General features: G+C 67.1%; 15 protein-coding genes and 1 pseudogene. 8 read left to right on the plus strand and 8 right to left on the minus strand.

Annotation, left to right across the window (positions count from 1 at the left end; genetic code table 11):
• Positions 1-24: 24 nt before the first annotated feature.
• Positions 25-1,536: an Asp-tRNA(Asn)/Glu-tRNA(Gln) amidotransferase subunit GatB gene (gene gatB, locus E0T84_RS28685; RefSeq protein ID WP_138746159.1), complete on the plus strand. Its 1,512-nt coding sequence runs from the start codon at positions 25-27 to the stop codon at positions 1,534-1,536.
• A gap of 13 nt (positions 1,537-1,549) precedes the next feature.
• Here the strand turns inward: gatB and E0T84_RS28690 are convergent, their stop codons facing one another.
• Together E0T84_RS28690 and E0T84_RS28695 are read right to left on the minus strand one after the other, a co-directional pair.
• Positions 1,550-2,203, minus strand: a complete 654-nt coding sequence (locus tag E0T84_RS28690; protein WP_070188939.1) for a TetR/AcrR family transcriptional regulator — start codon at positions 2,201-2,203, stop codon at positions 1,550-1,552.
• 101 nt (positions 2,204-2,304) lie between these two features.
• A complete protein-coding gene (locus E0T84_RS28695) occupies positions 2,305-3,426 on the minus strand; it encodes a sorbosone dehydrogenase family protein (protein WP_165688728.1) in 1,122 nt (373 codons plus the stop codon).
• 135 nt (positions 3,427-3,561) lie between these two features.
• Here E0T84_RS28695 and E0T84_RS28700 point away from each other — a divergent pair, with 135 nt between their 5' ends.
• Positions 3,562-4,404: a DoxX family protein gene (locus E0T84_RS28700; RefSeq protein WP_070188940.1), complete on the plus strand. Its 843-nt coding sequence runs from the start codon at positions 3,562-3,564 to the stop codon at positions 4,402-4,404.
• A gap of 25 nt (positions 4,405-4,429) precedes the next feature.
• On the opposite strand, the gene E0T84_RS28705 is transcribed toward E0T84_RS28700, so the two are convergent.
• Positions 4,430-4,771, minus strand: a complete 342-nt coding sequence (locus E0T84_RS28705) for a PH domain-containing protein (RefSeq protein ID WP_070188941.1) — start codon at positions 4,769-4,771, stop codon at positions 4,430-4,432.
• 369 nt (positions 4,772-5,140) lie between these two features.
• On the opposite strand from E0T84_RS28705, the gene E0T84_RS28710 reads away from it, so the two are divergent.
• The 3 genes from E0T84_RS28710 to ilvC all read left to right on the plus strand — a co-directional run bounded on the left by E0T84_RS28710 (position 5,141) and on the right by ilvC (position 8,584).
• Positions 5,141-7,003, plus strand: coding sequence for an acetolactate synthase large subunit (locus E0T84_RS28710; RefSeq protein ID WP_070188942.1), 1,863 nt, complete (start codon positions 5,141-5,143; stop codon positions 7,001-7,003).
• Positions 7,003-7,515 (plus strand): acetolactate synthase small subunit, encoded by a 513-nt coding sequence (ilvN, locus tag E0T84_RS28715; RefSeq protein WP_019343133.1) that lies wholly within the window; start codon positions 7,003-7,005, stop codon positions 7,513-7,515. Before E0T84_RS28710 ends, ilvN begins: the two co-directional genes overlap by 1 nt.
• A gap of 67 nt (positions 7,516-7,582) precedes the next feature.
• The gene (ilvC, locus tag E0T84_RS28720) at positions 7,583-8,584 is read left to right on the plus strand and encodes a ketol-acid reductoisomerase (RefSeq protein WP_171055212.1); all 1,002 of its coding nucleotides are present in this window, start codon (positions 7,583-7,585) and stop codon (positions 8,582-8,584) included.
• Positions 8,585-8,674: 90 nt separating this feature from the next.
• Here the strand turns inward: ilvC and E0T84_RS28725 are convergent, their stop codons facing one another.
• The 3 genes from E0T84_RS28725 to E0T84_RS28735 all read right to left on the minus strand — a co-directional run bounded on the left by E0T84_RS28725 (position 8,675) and on the right by E0T84_RS28735 (position 11,078).
• A complete protein-coding gene (locus E0T84_RS28725; protein ID WP_131823173.1) occupies positions 8,675-8,920 on the minus strand; it encodes a hypothetical protein in 246 nt (81 codons plus the stop codon).
• Positions 8,921-9,045: 125 nt separating this feature from the next.
• Entirely contained in the window at positions 9,046-9,651 is a 606-nt protein-coding gene (gene wrbA, locus E0T84_RS28730; RefSeq protein WP_138746160.1) for an NAD(P)H:quinone oxidoreductase, read from the minus strand.
• Positions 9,648-11,078, minus strand: coding sequence for an NAD(P)/FAD-dependent oxidoreductase (locus tag E0T84_RS28735; protein ID WP_138746161.1), 1,431 nt, complete (start codon positions 11,076-11,078; stop codon positions 9,648-9,650). Before E0T84_RS28735 ends, wrbA begins: the two co-directional genes overlap by 4 nt.
• A gap of 60 nt (positions 11,079-11,138) precedes the next feature.
• Here E0T84_RS28735 and serA point away from each other — a divergent pair, with 60 nt between their 5' ends.
• A complete protein-coding gene (serA, locus tag E0T84_RS28740) occupies positions 11,139-12,725 on the plus strand; it encodes a phosphoglycerate dehydrogenase (RefSeq protein ID WP_070188947.1) in 1,587 nt (528 codons plus the stop codon).
• Positions 12,722-13,732, plus strand: a complete 1,011-nt coding sequence (locus E0T84_RS28745) for a 3-isopropylmalate dehydrogenase (protein ID WP_070188948.1) — start codon at positions 12,722-12,724, stop codon at positions 13,730-13,732. Before serA ends, E0T84_RS28745 begins: the two co-directional genes overlap by 4 nt.
• A gap of 99 nt (positions 13,733-13,831) precedes the next feature.
• Here the strand turns inward: E0T84_RS28745 and E0T84_RS28750 are convergent, their stop codons facing one another.
• Positions 13,832-14,821: an IS481 family transposase gene (locus tag E0T84_RS28750; protein ID WP_070188949.1), complete on the minus strand. Its 990-nt coding sequence runs from the start codon at positions 14,819-14,821 to the stop codon at positions 13,832-13,834.
• 168 nt (positions 14,822-14,989) lie between these two features.
• Between E0T84_RS28750 and E0T84_RS28755 the strand changes: the two are divergent.
• Positions 14,990-15,184 (plus strand): annotated as a pseudogene (locus E0T84_RS28755) (deaminase); the annotation flags it as partial.
• 76 nt (positions 15,185-15,260) lie between these two features.
• Here E0T84_RS28755 and tnpA read toward each other — a convergent pair.
• A partial coding sequence (tnpA, locus tag E0T84_RS28760) for an IS200/IS605 family transposase (protein WP_138746162.1) occupies positions 15,261-15,490 on the minus strand: 230 nt, incomplete at its 5' end.

Raw genomic sequence — 15,490 nt, forward strand, 5'->3', positions numbered from 1 at the left:
TTGCGCCCAACTAGGATCGACACCATGTCTGTCGCTACCGCTGAACTCGTCGACTACGACGACGTCATCGCCGCCTACGAGCCGGTCATGGGCATGGAGGTGCACGTCGAGCTGTCCACGGCCACCAAGATGTTCTGCGGCTGCGCCAACCGGTTCGGTGCCGAGCCCAACACGCTGGTCTGCCCGGTATGCCTCGGGCTGCCCGGGTCTTTGCCAGTGCTCAACGAGGCGGCGGTCGAGGCGGCGATCCGCATCGGCCTGGCGCTCAACTGCGACATCGCGCCCTGGGGCCGGTTCGCCCGGAAGAATTACTTCTACCCGGACCAGCCGAAGAACTACCAGATCTCCCAGTACGACGAGCCGATCGCCGTCAACGGATACCTCGACGTGCCGCTCGACGACGGCACCACGTTCCGTGTCGAGATCGAGCGTGCCCACATGGAGGAGGACACCGGCAAGCTGACCCACCTGGGCAGCGACACCGGCCGCATCGCGGGCGCCACCACCTCGCTGGCCGACTTCAACCGGGCCGGCGTTCCGCTGATCGAGATCGTCACCAAGCCCATCGAGGGAACCGGCGCGCGCGCACCGGAAATCGCTCGGGCCTACGTCACGGCCCTGCGAGATCTACTGCGCGGCTTGGGTGTTTCGGATGTGCGGATGGACCAGGGGTCGATGCGGTGCGATTCGAACCTGTCCCTCAAGTCCGTCGGCGCCGCCGAGTTCGGCACCCGCACCGAGACCAAGAACGTGAACTCGCTCAAGAGCGTCGAGGTGGCCGTCCGGTACGAGATGCGCCGCCAGGCCGCGGTGCTCAACTCCGGCGGCACGGTCACCCAGGAGACCCGGCACTTCCATGAAGATGGGTACACCTCTCCGGGGCGCAGCAAGGAAACCGCGCAGGACTACCGCTACTTTCCCGAGCCCGACCTCGAGCCGGTCGCTCCCGACGCCGAATTGGTCGAACGGCTGCGTGAGACCATCCCGGAGCTGCCGTGGTTGGCGCGCAAGCGGATTCAGCAGGACTGGGGCGTCTCCGACGAGGTGATGCGCGATCTCGTCAACGCCGGTGTGGTCGAGCTGGTGGCCGCCACCGTCTCCCACGGCGCCTCCAGCGAGGCCGCGCGCGCCTGGTGGGGCAACTTCTTGGTGCAGAAGGCCAATGAAACCGACGTGGCCGCGTCCGACCTTCCGATCACCCCGGCCCAGGTGGCCGCCGTCGTCAAACTCGTCGACGAGGGCACACTGTCCAACAAGCTGGCCCGCCAGGTCGTCGAGGGCGTGTTGGCCGGCGAGGGCGAGCCCGAGCAGGTAATGGCCGACCGGGGCCTGGCCCTCGTGCGTGACGACTCGGTGATCCAGGCGGCCGTGGACGAGGCGCTGGCCGCCAATCCCGATGTGGTGGAGAAGATTCGCGGCGGAAAGGTCCAGGCCGCCGGGGCGATCGTCGGCGCGGTGATGAAGGCCACCAAGGGCTCGGCCGACGCCGCCCGGGTCCGTGAGTTGGTCTTGTCCGCGTGCGGGCAGGCCGGATAACCGGCCCGTCAGCTCACCGGCCGGCGATCATCGTCATCGCCGCGGCGGCATATTGCTCGAGCCGCTCGCGCGGGTAGTTGTCCGGATCGTGTACGGCCAGCCGGCCGAGCATCTCGGCGAACGAGAGCAACGTGTGGCCGAGCAGCTCCGGATCGAGCGCAGCAAGCCGGGGATCGACCGCGATGCCGGCTTTCGCCATTTGCTCGACCTGCGCGAGGATCTGGTTGCGTGCGTTGCGGACCGCCGCCCGATAGTCCCGCGGGGCACTGTCGGGCACGGTGAGGATGAGCCGCCAGCGCGTCGGATTCTCCAACACGCAACGGAGGAACCCGGTGACGGTCGCGGTGTAGGCGTCGGTGGGGCCGGAGGCAGACAGATTCTTGGGCAGGGCGGTCAGCACCTGGCTCAGCCCGTTCTGGTGCTCGCGGATGAGTAAGGCGGTCACCAGTTCGGTGCGCGTCCGGAACGCGGTGTAGAGCACGGGTTTGCCGACTCCGCCGGCCTCGGCGACCGCCTCCATCCTCAGCTCGTGCAAGGGGCAGTCGTGGAGCACGGTCATCGCCGCATCCAGAAGTTGCTCGCGCCGTTCTTCACGCGGGAGCCGCGGTGCATATCTGCGGCGCTGGCGGTCAGGCACCCGGACAATGGTACGTGATAGCCCAACCATTTCTAAGACCCGGTTGTGAGCCCGGTATGCGTATTCCGCCGGCGGTGTGGCAACCGCCGGTCAGGCCCGGAGAGTCAACTCACGTCGAAATGTGTTGTGCGTCAGGTGTTGTCAGCGTTGCTGCGCGGGAAGCCGCCACCCTGCGGGAAGAGCGGGAAGACGACGTCGTCGAAACTCTCGGCATCTCCGGTCGTTCGATTCACCGTCGCGCCCCACACATTGCCGTCGGGGGAGAGCTGCAATGCCCACGCGTGCCCGCGCACGTTCTCCCGCACCACCTCGGGGTCACCGGTCACGGCGCCGGTGTCGGGCGCCAGGCGCACCGCAACGGTCTTCTTCGAGTCGACCAGGTTGACCAACACCGTGCCCTCCAGGGCCGCGCACCCGGCAACGCCCGGTCGGTCCGGCCACGTCCACACCGTGGACACCTTGGAATCCTTGGTGATCCGCTGCAGCCGATCGGCACTCGGAGTGCGGTCGGTGACGTAGAGCGAGCCGTCGGCCGAATCCACACACATGGACCCGGCCGCGCCGAGGCCGCTCAGCGCCGTGGTGATCGGCGCCTGGTTGACCGTGGTGGGCTGCTCGATGCGCAGCACCTTGCCGGCCAGTGAATTGGGATCGGCCGCCAGTGCCGGATCGCCGGCATCACCGGTCTGAACCAGCAGCGTGGTTTTGCTCGTGAAGGTCAGCGATCCCATGTTTCCGGTGGCCCCCTTGGGGATGCCGGTGAGAATCGGCTTCGGCACGTCGCCCTCGGCGATGCGGATCACCCGGTTGTCGGTCGGCGTGCTGACGTAGGCGTACATCAGCCCGTCCTGCCCGTACGTCGGCGACAACACGATGTCCATCAGGCCGCCGTCACCAGACGGATCGACCGGGATCGTCACCTTGACCTTCGGCTCGGCCTTCACCGAAACCTGCTTGACCGCGCCGGTGAGCCGCTCGGCGACCAGGGCGGACTGGCTGTCGGGCAGCATGACCAAACCGCTGGTGCTGTCCAGGCAGCCCTGCATGACGCCAGTCGCCTTGCATTCCTTCGGAAACGGCTTGGCCGGCAGTGGAGGTGGAGGCGGCGGGGTCGTGGTGGGCCCCGGCTCCATCTTCGGTTCCGTGGTGAACGGCTCGGACTGGGCCGCGTCGAATCGGGCGCAGCCCGAACCGACCAGCATCGCGGCACACAGAACGGCGGCCACCCCCGTCATCCGCCGGCGCGATTTCATGCCGCCAGATTACGGATGACCCGGCAGTGCGCGCCACGTCGGGACCGTGCGCCGCGTCCCCAGCGGCCCGATACCAGGCAGAAGCGCCGGGGTAAATGCTCGGATCGAACCGAACTTGCACTTACCCTGGCAGCTGTGACCAGTCACTCGCAGGACCCACAAGCCTGGCAACGACCGGGTTACTCGGACGATGCCGCCAGGCCGGCCGGAGCCAGCCTGGTCGACCCAGAAGATGACCTGCCGTCGGCGACGTACGGCGGGGACTTCGAAACCACCGCGATTCCGCGCTACGACTCCAAAACGGGTGATCAGTCGGCGTTCAGCCTGGTCGCCGACCCCGAGCCGCTGCCCTATGCACAGCCCGGCGGCCCCGCCCCGATGGCGCCCTTCTCGGCCGAGCCGGCCGAGATCGAACGCGACGAGTTCGTCGACGATCGCGTCAAGGCTGCCGGCCGCAGAGGCACCCAGGACCTGGGTCTGCTGATCCTGCGGGTGGCCCTGGGCGGGCTGATGATCATCCACGGCCTGCAGAAGGCGTTCGGATGGTGGGGCGGCCCGGGTCTGGACGGGTTCAACACCTCGCTGGGCGAGATGGGCTTCAAGAACGCCGACATCCTGACCTATGCGGCCACCGGCGGCCAGATCGCCGCCGGTGTGTTGCTGGTGCTGGGGCTGTTCACGCCGATCGCTGCGGCCGGCGCCCTGGCCTACCTGATCAACGGGGTGCTCGCCGCGGCGATGGCGGCCCATGAGCAGGCCCGGCTCTCGGAAGTGATCACCGACGGAACCGAATACCGGCTGATCGTTGCCGCGGCCGCGGCCGCGATCATCCTGACCGGCCCGGGCCGCTACGGATTCGACGCCGGTCGAGGCTGGGCCCGGCGGCCCTTCGTCGGATCATTCGTCGCCCTGTTGCTGGGCGTGGCCGGCGGCATCGCCATCTGGGTGCTGCTCAACGGCGGCAACCCACTCGGATGACACAGCGCTGAACGGCGCTGAACGGTCAGGCGTACGGATTCGGCACCCGGCCACCGCTCACCTCGGTCAGCAACGGCAGTGTTGCGAACGTCACGGCCGGCAGGCGCAGGTCGGTTCCGTCTGTGAGGTCGGCAATCGCCCAGGACGCCCGGTCGAACCGCAGTCCTTTGATCTCGTCCCAGGACACCGTGCGGCTGCGCGTCAGAGCACGTGCGGTCACCGAGTCTGCATCGGCGGTGGTGCGGTACCGGATGATGGCCGCCGACAAGGCAACCGGGATCACCAGCAGCACCGAGAACACGGTCGGATTGCTCAGCACCAGGGTCAACAGGCCCAGCGTCAGGAAGCCGACTGCCAGGTGGGCCATGGGCGATATCCGGATGACGACGGGGGCGGTTGCCGAACGTGCGCTCACAGGCTCATCCTTGCATCAGCCAGCCGGCCGGCCCGCAGGCGCGGCCCGGATTGCCGAGAGCCAGGGCGGGCAATTTGACCTTTAACCTGTACGGCAGCTACCGTCAAGTGCTATGCAGACCCCCGGATTGCTCGTAGTAATTGGTTGGCGCGTTGATGCCGCGCTGGCCCCCTGCCGGGCATAGCCAACCGCATCGACGCGCCACCCTCGTACAGCTGCCGGCTGACGGGGGTTTTTTATTTGCCCAACAAGCGCGCCGGAACCATTGAAAAATTGAAGTTTCCGCCAAGAGGAATGTGACGCAACCGTGAAGAGGACATCGTGAGCGCACCGACAACACGACCGCCAGCCCGGTCGGGAACAGCGCCTGCCAACGGCGCAGCCAAGACCAAATCAGATTCGGGACAGCCCAATCGGGTTGCACCGCAGCAGCTCACCGGCGCCCAGGCAGTCGTCCGGTCGCTCGAAGAGCTCGGCGTCGACGTCGTCTTCGGCATCCCGGGCGGCGCCGTGTTGCCGGTCTACGATCCGCTGTTCGACTCCCAGAAGCTGCGCCACGTGCTCGTCCGTCACGAGCAGGGCGCCGGCCACGCGGCCAGCGGTTACGCCCACGCCACCGGCAAGGTCGGCGTGATGATGGCCACCTCGGGCCCCGGCGCCACCAACCTGATCACCCCGCTGGCCGACGCCCAGATGGACTCCATCCCCGTGGTGGCCATCACCGGGCAGGTGGGCCGCAGCCTGATCGGCACCGACGCCTTCCAGGAAGCCGACATCACCGGCATGACCATGCCGATCACCAAGCACAACTTCCTGGTGCGCAACGGTGACGACATCGCCCAGGTGATGGCCGAGGCCTTCCACATCGCCCGCTCGGGCCGACCGGGCGCGGTGCTCGTCGACGTCCCCAAGGACATCCTGCAGGGCCAGTGCACCTTCTCCTGGCCGCCGCAGCTGGATCTGCCCGGCTACAAGCCGAACACCAAACCGCACAGCCGTCAGGTGCGCGAGGCCGCCAAGCTGATCGCCGCGGCACGCAAGCCGGTGCTCTACGTCGGTGGCGGTGTCATCCGTGGTGAGGCCAGCGCCGAACTGCTCGAGCTGGCCGAGCTGACCGGCATCCCCGTCGTCACCACCCTGATGGCGCGCGGTGCGTTCCCGGACAGCCACCCCCAGCACCTCGGGATGCCAGGCATGCACGGCACCGTGGCCGCGGTGGGCGCCCTGCAGAAGAGCGACCTGCTGATCGCCCTTGGCACCCGGTTCGACGACCGTGTCACGGGCCAGCTGTCCTCGTTCGCCCCCGAGGCGAAGGTGATCCACGCCGACATCGACCCGGCCGAGATCGGCAAGAATCGCCACGCCGACGTGCCGATCGTCGGTGACGTCAAGGCCGTCGTCACCGACCTGATCGAGGTGCTGCGCCGCGACGGGATCACAAGCGCCGCACTGCAACTCGACGGCTGGTGGGGGTACCTGTCCGGCCTCAAGTCGACGTACCCGCTGAGCTACGGCCCGCAGAGCGACGGCAGCCTGAGCCCCGAGTACGTCATCGAGAAGCTGGGTCAGATCGCCGGACCCGAGGCGGTCTATGTCGCCGGGGTGGGCCAGCACCAGATGTGGGCCGCGCAGTTCGTCAAGTACGAGAACCCGAAGACGTGGCTGAACTCCGGTGGCCTGGGCACCATGGGCTACGCCGTCCCGGCGGCCATGGGCGCCAAGTTCGCCCGCCCCGAGGCCGAGGTGTGGGCCATCGACGGTGACGGCTGCTTCCAGATGACCAACCAGGAACTGGCCACCTGCGCCATCGAGGGCGCGCCGATCAAGGTGGCGTTGATCAACAACGGCAACCTGGGCATGGTGCGGCAATGGCAGACGCTGTTCTACGAGCAGCGCTACAGCCAGACCGACCTGGCCACGCACTCACGCCGGATTCCGGACTTCGTCAAGCTGGCCGAGGCGCTGGGCTGCGCCGGCCTGCGCTGCGAGCGGGCCGAGGACGTCGAGGACGTCATCAACCAGGCCCGGGCCATCAACGACCGCCCGGTGGTCATCGACTTCGTCGTCGGTGCGGATGCGCAGGTGTGGCCGATGGTTGCCGCCGGCACCAGCAATGACGAGATCATGGCAGCCCGGGACATCCGGCCGCTGTTCGACGAAAACGACAACGAGGGGCATGCCTGATGAGCAACACCACCCCCACCCACACCTTGTCGGTGTTGGTCGAGGACAAACCCGGTGTTCTCGCCCGGGTGGCCTCGCTGTTCTCGCGCCGCGGCTACAACATCCAGTCCCTGGCCGTGGGTGCCACCGAGCAGAAGCACATGTCTCGGATGACGATCGTGGTCAGCGTCGAGGAATCGCCGTTGGAGCAGATCACCAAGCAGCTCAACAAGCTGATCAACGTGATCAAGATCGTCGAGCAGGAGGACGACAACTCCGTCTCCCGCGAGCTCGCCCTGATCAAGGTGCGTGCCGATGCGTCCAACCGCGGCCAGGTGATCGAAGCGGTGAACCTGTTCCGCGCCAAGGTCGTTGACGTTTCGACCGAGTCCCTGACCGTCGAGGCGACCGGAACCCCGGAGAAGCTGGAGGCCCTGCTGCGGGTCCTGGAGCCCTACGGTATCCGCGAGATCGCACAGTCCGGCATGGTGTCGGTCTCGCGCGGACCGCGCGGTATCAGCGCAGTGAAGTAAGCACGTCAAGTAGCGTTAGTCGGCTGTAGAGCTAGAAAGAGAAGGAAAATTTCGCATGGCAGTTGAGATGTTTTACGACGCCGACGCGGACCTGTCGATCATCCAGGGTCGCAAGGTCGCCGTCATCGGCTACGGCAGCCAGGGGCACGCGCATTCGCTGTCGCTGCGCGACTCGGGCGTCCAGGTCAAGGTCGGTCTGAAAGAGGGCTCGAAATCCCGCGCCAAGGTCGAAGAGCAGGGCCTCGAGGTCGACACCCCGGCCGAGGTGGCCAAGTGGGCCGACGTGATCATGGTGCTCGCGCCCGACACCGCGCAGGCCGAGATCTTCAAGAATGACATCGAGCCCAACCTGCAGGACGGCAATGCGCTGTTCTTCGGCCACGGCCTCAACATCCACTTCGGCCTGATCAAGGCCCCGGCCAACGTCACCGTCGGCATGGTCGCCCCCAAGGGCCCCGGTCACCTGGTGCGTCGCCAGTTCGTCGACGGCAAGGGCGTGCCCTGCCTGATCGCCGTCGACCAGGACCCCAAGGGTGAGGGCCAGGCCCTGGCGCTGTCCTACGCTGCCGCCATCGGCGGTGCCCGCGCCGGCGTCATCAAGACCACCTTCAAGGAAGAGACCGAGACTGACCTGTTCGGTGAGCAGGCCGTGCTGTGCGGTGGCACCGAAGAGCTGGTCAAGGCCGGCTTCGAGGTGATGGTCGAGGCGGGCTACGCCCCCGAGATGGCCTACTTCGAGGTGCTGCACGAGCTCAAGCTCATCGTCGACCTGATGTACGAGGGTGGCATCGCCCGGATGAACTACTCGGTGTCGGACACCGCGGAGTTCGGTGGCTACCTGTCGGGCCCGCGGGTCATCGACGCCGACACCAAGAAGCGCATGAAGGACATCCTGACCGATATCCAGGACGGCACCTTCGTCAAGCGCCTGGTCGCCAACGTCGAGGGTGGCAACAAGGAGCTCGAGGCGCTGCGCAAGGCCAACGCCGAGCACCCGATCGAGGTCACCGGAAAGAAGCTGCGCGACCTGATGAGCTGGGTCGACCGGCCGATCACCGAAACGGCCTGACCTGCACGCTGACTGGCCAGTTGTTGCACGCAAGCTAGGAAAATGCGTGCAGTAACTGGCCTTTCGCGTTCCCGGATGCCCAGGCGCGCCTCAGTGCGGGACGGCGACCTGCGGCGGGGTGGTGATCGGCGGGGTGGCCCTCGGGATCTCGGGACTCGTGGGCGGGTGCGACGGAGCTTCGGTGTCACCGGCCGGTGCTTCGGGCTCACCGGTTATCGTCTCGCCGATCGTCATCCGCGGGATGGTGACGTCTTCTTCGATTTCCCGCACAGGTTTTCCCGAGCCGCACGACGCCACCGCCGCCAGCACGATCACGGCTCCGCACGCGGCTGTCACACGGTGCAAGTATCGGTCCGACACCCGGCCACTCCCTTGAGTTGGATTCAAGGCTGACCAGTCGACTGTAGAGCGCCGGGACCCTGCCTTGGCCCTGGTTACGCGAAATGGCCCCGCGTCGGTGGCTAGGAACCAAGCCGTGCAGCCACACTCACCACACGCCGGGCCAGGTGATCGAGTGCGTCGTAGGTGGTGTCGTCGAACTCGTTGATGTTGTCGTGGTTGGCCAGCAGGCTCGCGCCGTACGGATTGCCGTCGGAGAACTTGAGCGGATCGGTGTAGCCCGGTGGCACGATGATCCCTCCCCAGTGCATCAGCGTCACGTAGAGCGTCAGCAACGTGGTCTCCTGACCGCCGTGGGCGGTGTTGGTGGAAGTGAACCCGGCGTACACCTGTTCGGCAAGCTTGCCCTGCGACCACAGGCCACCGAGCGAATCCAAGAATCCACGCAATTGCGAAGCGACCGAACCGAACCGGGTGGGTGAGCCGAAAATCACCGCATCGGCCCAGACGATGTCGTCCCCGGTGGCGTTCGGTTGTTCTTTGGTGGCTTCGTAATTCGCCGTCCAGGCCGGATTGTGGGCGAAGGACGCCGGATCGGCGGTCTCGGCGACAGGCCGCAACCGCACCTCGGCGCCCGCGGCCTCGGCGGTGGCGGTGACGCGCCGGGCCATGGTGGTGCCGTGGCCGGTCGCGGAGTAGTAGATGACGGCTACCTTGGGCTGGGTCATGGCGCCAGCCTAGGCAGGTCAGCGATGCCGAACTCGCGTTTCAGCACGGTGCGCGCGGCGTAGAACCCGGCCATTCCGTGCACACCTCCGCCCGGCGGCGTGGCCGACGAGCACAGGTACGCCTTGGGGATCGGTGTGGTCCACGGGTCGAACCGCGGTGTGGGGCCCAGCAACGCGCTGGCCATGTTGTTGCCGCCCACACCGATGTCGCCGCCGACCAGATTGGCGTTGTGCTCGTCCATGCGTGACGCCGGCACGCTGCGTACCCCGACCACCAGATCGCGGAAGCCCGGCGCGAAGCGTTCGATGATCTCGGTCACGGTCTCGGCCAGGTCCAGCGTGGAATTGTTGGGTACGTGGACGTAGGTCCACATCGGACGGCGACCGGCGCCGTCGATACGGGACGGGTCGCCGATATGGGGGAGTGCGGCCAGCACCATGGGCCACTCGGCGTGGCGGCCCGCGGCGACCTCGGACTCGGCCAAGGCCATCTGCGCGCGGCTACCACCCAGATGCAGCGTCGGGGCTTGCGCCAGACGTGGGTCACGCCAAGGGATCTCGCCGCTCAACACGAAATCGACTTTCGCCACGCCAGGCCCGTACGTGTAGCGACTCAACGCCCGGGCATAGCGCGAGGGCAGGGATTTTCCGTAGATCGACAGGAGTGCCGTGGGTGCCGTGTCATAGAGGACCACGCCCGGTGGTGGTTCGGTGACCTCGTGCCCGAGGACCAGCTCACCGCCGTGCGCGGCGAGATCGGCGAGCAGTGCATCGGGGATGGCCTGCGATCCGCCGATCGGGATCGGCCAGCCCACCGCGTGCCCCAACGTAGCCAGCATCAACCCGGCTCCGCCCGACACCAGGGACGGCATGGTCGAGATCGTGTGCGCGGCAACACCACTGAACAGTGCGCGGGCGTCCTCACCTTTGAGGGACCGCCACAGCGGGGTGCCCTGGGCCAGCAGTCGTGGTGCAAAGCGTGCCGCCGCGCCCAGTGACGGCGGAATCGAGCGTTTGTCGCCGAGGATGAGGCCCACCACGCCATCGCAATCGGCGGCCAACGGGCCGAGCAGCCGTCGCCAGGAATCTCCCGAATCCAGTTCGGCGCAGGTGCGCGCGATGTCGCGGTAGCCGATCGCCGCCGGGCGGTTCTGCAACGGACTGGCATAGGAGATCTCGGGGGCGGGCAGCTTCACTCCGCGGGCCTGCAGGTCATAGGCGGCGAAGAACGGTGAGGCCAACGCCAGCGGGTGCACCGCAGAACAGATGTCGTGGCTGACGCCGGAGAATTCCGGGTCGGGCAGGGTGCGCGCCCCGCCACCGGCTGTCTGCTGCGCTTCGATCACGCGTACCGACAAGCCCGCCCGTGCACAGATGACAGCGGCGGACAGTCCGTTGGGGCCGCTACCGACGATTGTGACGTCCACGCCCATCAGTACACCGCACGCGGTTCGGCTGTGGTAGGGCGCACACACTAGGCTGTCCGCGTGAGTCTTCCCGTTGTTTTGATTGCCGACAAGCTCGCGGAATCGACCGTCGCCGCCCTTGGTGACCAGGTAGAGGTCAGGTGGGTCGACGGTCCGGACCGCGAGAAGCTGCTCGCTGCCGTGCCCGATGCCGATGCGCTTCTGGTGCGTTCCGCCACCACGGTGGACGCCGAAGTCATTGCCGCGGCCCCCAAGCTCAAGATCGTCGCCCGCGCCGGCGTCGGCCTGGACAACGTCGACGTCGACGCCGCCACCGCCCGTGGGGTGCTCGTGGTCAACGCGCCGACCTCCAACATCCACAGTGCCGCCGAGCACGCGATGGCCCTGCTGCTGGCCACCGCCCGGCAGATCCCCGCGGCCGACGCCACGCTGCGCGAACATACGTGGAAGCGTTCGTCGTTCTCGGGCGTCGAGATCTTCGGCAAGACCGTCGGCGTAGTGGGGCTGGGCCGCATCGGGCAGCTGGTCGCCCAGCGCCTGGCCGCGTTCGGCGCGCACATCGTGGCCTACGACCCCTATGTCTCGCAGGCCCGCGCAGCCCAGCTCGGTATCGAACTGCTGCCGCTGGACGAGCTGCTCGGCCGCGCCGACTTCATCTCGGTGCACCTTCCCAAGACCAAGGAGACCGCCGGTCTGCTCGGCAAGGAAAACCTGGCCAAGACCAAGCCGGGTGTCATCATCGTCAACGCCGCCCGCGGTGGCCTGATCGATGAGCAGGCCCTGGCCGACGCGATCACCAGCGGCCATGTGCGCGCCGCCGGTCTGGATGTCTTCTCGACCGAGCCCTGCACCGACAGCCCGCTGTTCGAGCTGCCCCAGGTGGTGGTGACGCCGCACCTGGGTGCCTCCACCGCCGAAGCGCAGGACCGGGCCGGCACCGATGTGGCCGCCAGCGTCAAGCTCGCGCTGGCCGGCGAGTTCGTACCGGACGCGGTCAATGTCGGCGGCGGTGCCGTCGGCGAAGAAGTGGCGCCCTGGCTGGACCTGGTGCGCAAGCTGGGTGTGCTGGTCGGCGCCCTGTCCGATGCGCCACCGGTTTCGTTGTCGGTGCAGGTGCGCGGCGAGCTCGCGTCCGAAGATGTTGAGATTCTGAAACTGTCGGCGCTGCGTGGACTGTTCTCCGCGGTGGTCGACGAGCAGGTGACGTTCGTCAACGCGCCGACGCTGGCCGCCGACCGTGGCGTGGCGGCTGAGATCAGCACCGCCACCGAGAGCCCCAACCACCGCAGCGTGGTCGACGTGCGCGCGGTGCACGCCGACGGCAGCGCGCTGAACGTCGCGGGCACGCTGTCGGGTCCGCAGCTGGTGGAGAAGATCGTCCAGATCAACGGCCGTAACTTCGACCTGCGTGCCGAGGGATACAACCTCATCGTCCACTACAACGATCAGCCCGGTGCGCTCGGCAAGATCGGCACCCTGCTCGGCGGGGCCGACGTCAACATCCTGGCCGCACAGCTGAGCCAGGACGTCGAGGGCGACAGCGCCACCGTGATGCTGCGGCTGGACACCGATGTGCCCGAGGAGGTGCGTTCGGCGATCGCGTCTGCGGTCGACGCCACCACACTGGAAGTGGTTGACCTGTCATGAAACTCGCTGTTATCGCCGGCGACGGCATCGGCCCGGAGGTCATCGCCGAGGCGCTGAAGGTGCTCGACGCGGTTTTGCCCGGCGTGGACCGCACCGAGTACGACCTGGGTGCCCGCCGCTACCACGCGACCGGGGAAACCCTGCCCGAGGGGTTCGTCGACGAGCTCAAGGGCTATGACGCAATCCTGTTGGGCGCCATCGGCGATCCCTCCGTGCCCAGCGGTGTGCTCGAACGTGGCCTGCTGCTCAACATGCGGTTCGCCTTGGACCACCACGTGAACCTGCGGCCGTCGAAGTTGTTCGCCGGGGTTTCCAGCCCGCTGGCCGGCAACCCGGACATCGATTTCGTGGTGGTGCGTGAAGGCACCGAAGGTCCCTATACCGGCACCGGCGGGGCGATCCGCGTGGACACCCCGCACGAAGTCGCCACCGAGGTGTCCACCAACACCCGGTTCGGGGTGGAGCGCGTGGTGCGTTACGCCTTCGAGAAAGCTCGCGCGCGGCGCAAACACCTCACGCTGGTGCACAAGAACAACGTGCTGGCGTTCGCCGGCTCGCTGTGGAAGCGCACCGTCGACGAGATCGGTGCTGACTATCCGGACGTCGAAACGGCTTACCAGCACATCGATGCCGCAACCATCCACATGGTCACCGATCCCGGCCGGTTCGACGTGATCGTCACCGACAACCTGTTCGGCGACATCATCACCGACCTGGCGGCCGCGGTCTCCGGCGGTATCGGGCTGGCCGCCTCGGGCAACATCGATGCGACGGGCACCAACCCGTCGATGTTCGAGCCGGTGCACGGCAGCGCGCCCGACATCGCCGGGCAGGGGATCGCCGATCCGACCGCCGCGGTGATGAGCGTGGCGCTGCTGCTCACGCACATCGGCGAGACCGACGCGGCGGCGCGCGTCGACAAGGCCGTCAGCGAGCACCTGGCCACCCGCGGTGACGCGAAGCTGTCGACCAGCGAGGTCGGCGAGCGGATTCTGTCGCTGCTATAGCGGCTCGGCTCGGGGTGGCCTCGCCGTGCCGTTGACTCTGCGGTGAGGGCGCACGGTACTCGCACCTCGGCACCCCGTGAGCGCAGCGTCGATGGCGTGCTAGTTGTACTGACCTGAGAGGTTAGGTACGCGGCTGGCAGGTGGTTGACCCTTGAGTGCTGTGTGGCCGCGATTGTGATTGTAGTTGTGTAGCCATCTCGGGTACTCGGCGCAGCGTTCGGCGTCGCTGGTGTAGAGCCGGGCGTAGGCCCATTCGTCGGCCAGGGTGCGGTGGAAACGTTCCACTTTGCCATTGGTTTGTGGCCGGTAGGGGCGGGTGCGCCGGTGCTCCATGTCACCCAGGGCATCGCGAAATTTGTGCGACCGATAGCAGGACCCGTTGTCGGTCAACACTTTCCGCACCGTAAAGCCGCAATGATTGAACCAGGCGTTGGCCCGCAGCCAGAACGCTGCGGCCGTCTCTTTGCGTTCGTCTGCCAGCAGTTCGGAGTAGGCCAGCCGTGAGTGCGCATCGATGGCGGTGTGCAAGAAGTGATACCCGCGCACCGGATTGCGGTACTTGCTGGTCTGCCCTGAACTCTTGTCGGCCTGCCTGTTGCGGCTACCGATAGGTTTTCCCAACATCCGCCAGCCGCCTCCGTCCGGGATCTTGCCCAGCTTCTTGACATCGACATGCACGAGATCGCCGCACGCCGCTGATTCCATCCGGCGGATGACCCGCCCGGTCGGGCGGTCGAGCCAGCGCAGTTTGGCCAGGCCGTACCGGGTCAGCACGCGGTGCACCGTCGAGGGATGCAACCTCAGCAGATAACCGATACGCGCAGGCCCCCAACGCCGGATGACCCGGACTTTGATGATGCGCCGCTCAGTTCGGGTGAGTGTTCTCTTGGGGCTGTTGTGAGGTCGTGAGCTGCGATCAGCCATGCCGGCATCACCGAGTTCGCGGTACCGGCCGGCCCAGCGACCTGCGGTGCTCACCGAGACCTGGAACCGTTCGGCAGCCCGCCGCAGCGGCCAACCGTCCTCAACAATGCACCGAGCTAGGCGCAGACGTCCGGTTTCTGACAACGGGGCATTACGGTGGGACATGAAGACCTCCGGAGTGAGTTGGTGCGTTCCTCGACAGCTCGCACTTCACTCGGAGGTCTTCGTCATGTCACTACGCCACGCCGTTCCTAACGTCCGTGGTCAGTACAGCTAGTCGACTGCTCAGCCTGGCCTGCGATGAGTTTTTGGGCCGGGCCGGGTCGATCTGGCATGGGACTCATCGAGATCGAACTGTTCGCAACCCTCGACCTCGTCGGGCAGGCGCCGGGCGGCCCGGACGAGGACCCCGAAGGGTTCTCGTTCGGCGGCTGGCAGGCACCCCTGGTCGACGAGGTTTCGGGCGCACAGATCGGCGCCGCATACGAGGGCGCCGATGCGCTTCTGCTCGGAAGGCGCACGTATGACCGGATTCTTGGGCGCAAGCCTCGGACTTCAGTCCGGGGTGAGCCCATCCCGTTTGTCGGCGGGCGTAGCCCGGCGTTCAGAGTGGTCGGGCTTGTTCGTCGATGTATTGCTTGATGATCGACAAGGGTGCGCCGCCGCAGGAGACGGCGAAGTAGGACGGCGACCAGAGGTGTGCGCGGATGCGAGCGCGGACACACGCGCCGGTGTATTCGTGGCGCACCGCGTAGGCGGCGCGGCCCTTGAGCCGCTGAACCAGCGTGGAGATCGCCAGCGTCGGTGGGTAGGAGACGAGCAGGTGCACGTGGT

This window comes from Mycobacterium sp. DBP42 (assembly GCF_005924235.1).
In the GTDB taxonomy this organism is placed as follows: Bacteria; Actinomycetota; Actinomycetes; order Mycobacteriales; family Mycobacteriaceae; genus Mycobacterium; species Mycobacterium syngnathidarum.

Excerpts from the sequence above, each read along its gene's own strand:
- gatB (WP_138746159.1), top strand. The coding sequence starts at position 25 with ATGTCTGTCGCTACCGCTGAACTCGTCGACTACGACGACGTCATCGCC.
- E0T84_RS28690 (WP_070188939.1), bottom strand. The coding sequence starts at position 2,203 with ATGGTTGGGCTATCACGTACCATTGTCCGGGTGCCTGACCGCCAGCGC.
- E0T84_RS28695 (WP_165688728.1), bottom strand. The coding sequence starts at position 3,426 with ATGAAATCGCGCCGGCGGATGACGGGGGTGGCCGCCGTTCTGTGTGCC.
- E0T84_RS28705 (WP_070188941.1), bottom strand. The coding sequence starts at position 4,771 with ATGGCCCACCTGGCAGTCGGCTTCCTGACGCTGGGCCTGTTGACCCTG.
- ilvN (WP_019343133.1), top strand. The coding sequence starts at position 7,003 with ATGAGCAACACCACCCCCACCCACACCTTGTCGGTGTTGGTCGAGGAC.
- ilvC (WP_171055212.1), top strand. The coding sequence starts at position 7,583 with ATGTTTTACGACGCCGACGCGGACCTGTCGATCATCCAGGGTCGCAAG.
- wrbA (WP_138746160.1), bottom strand. The coding sequence starts at position 9,651 with ATGACCCAGCCCAAGGTAGCCGTCATCTACTACTCCGCGACCGGCCAC.
- E0T84_RS28745 (WP_070188948.1), top strand. The coding sequence starts at position 12,722 with ATGAAACTCGCTGTTATCGCCGGCGACGGCATCGGCCCGGAGGTCATC.
- E0T84_RS28750 (WP_070188949.1), bottom strand. The coding sequence starts at position 14,821 with ATGTCCCACCGTAATGCCCCGTTGTCAGAAACCGGACGTCTGCGCCTA.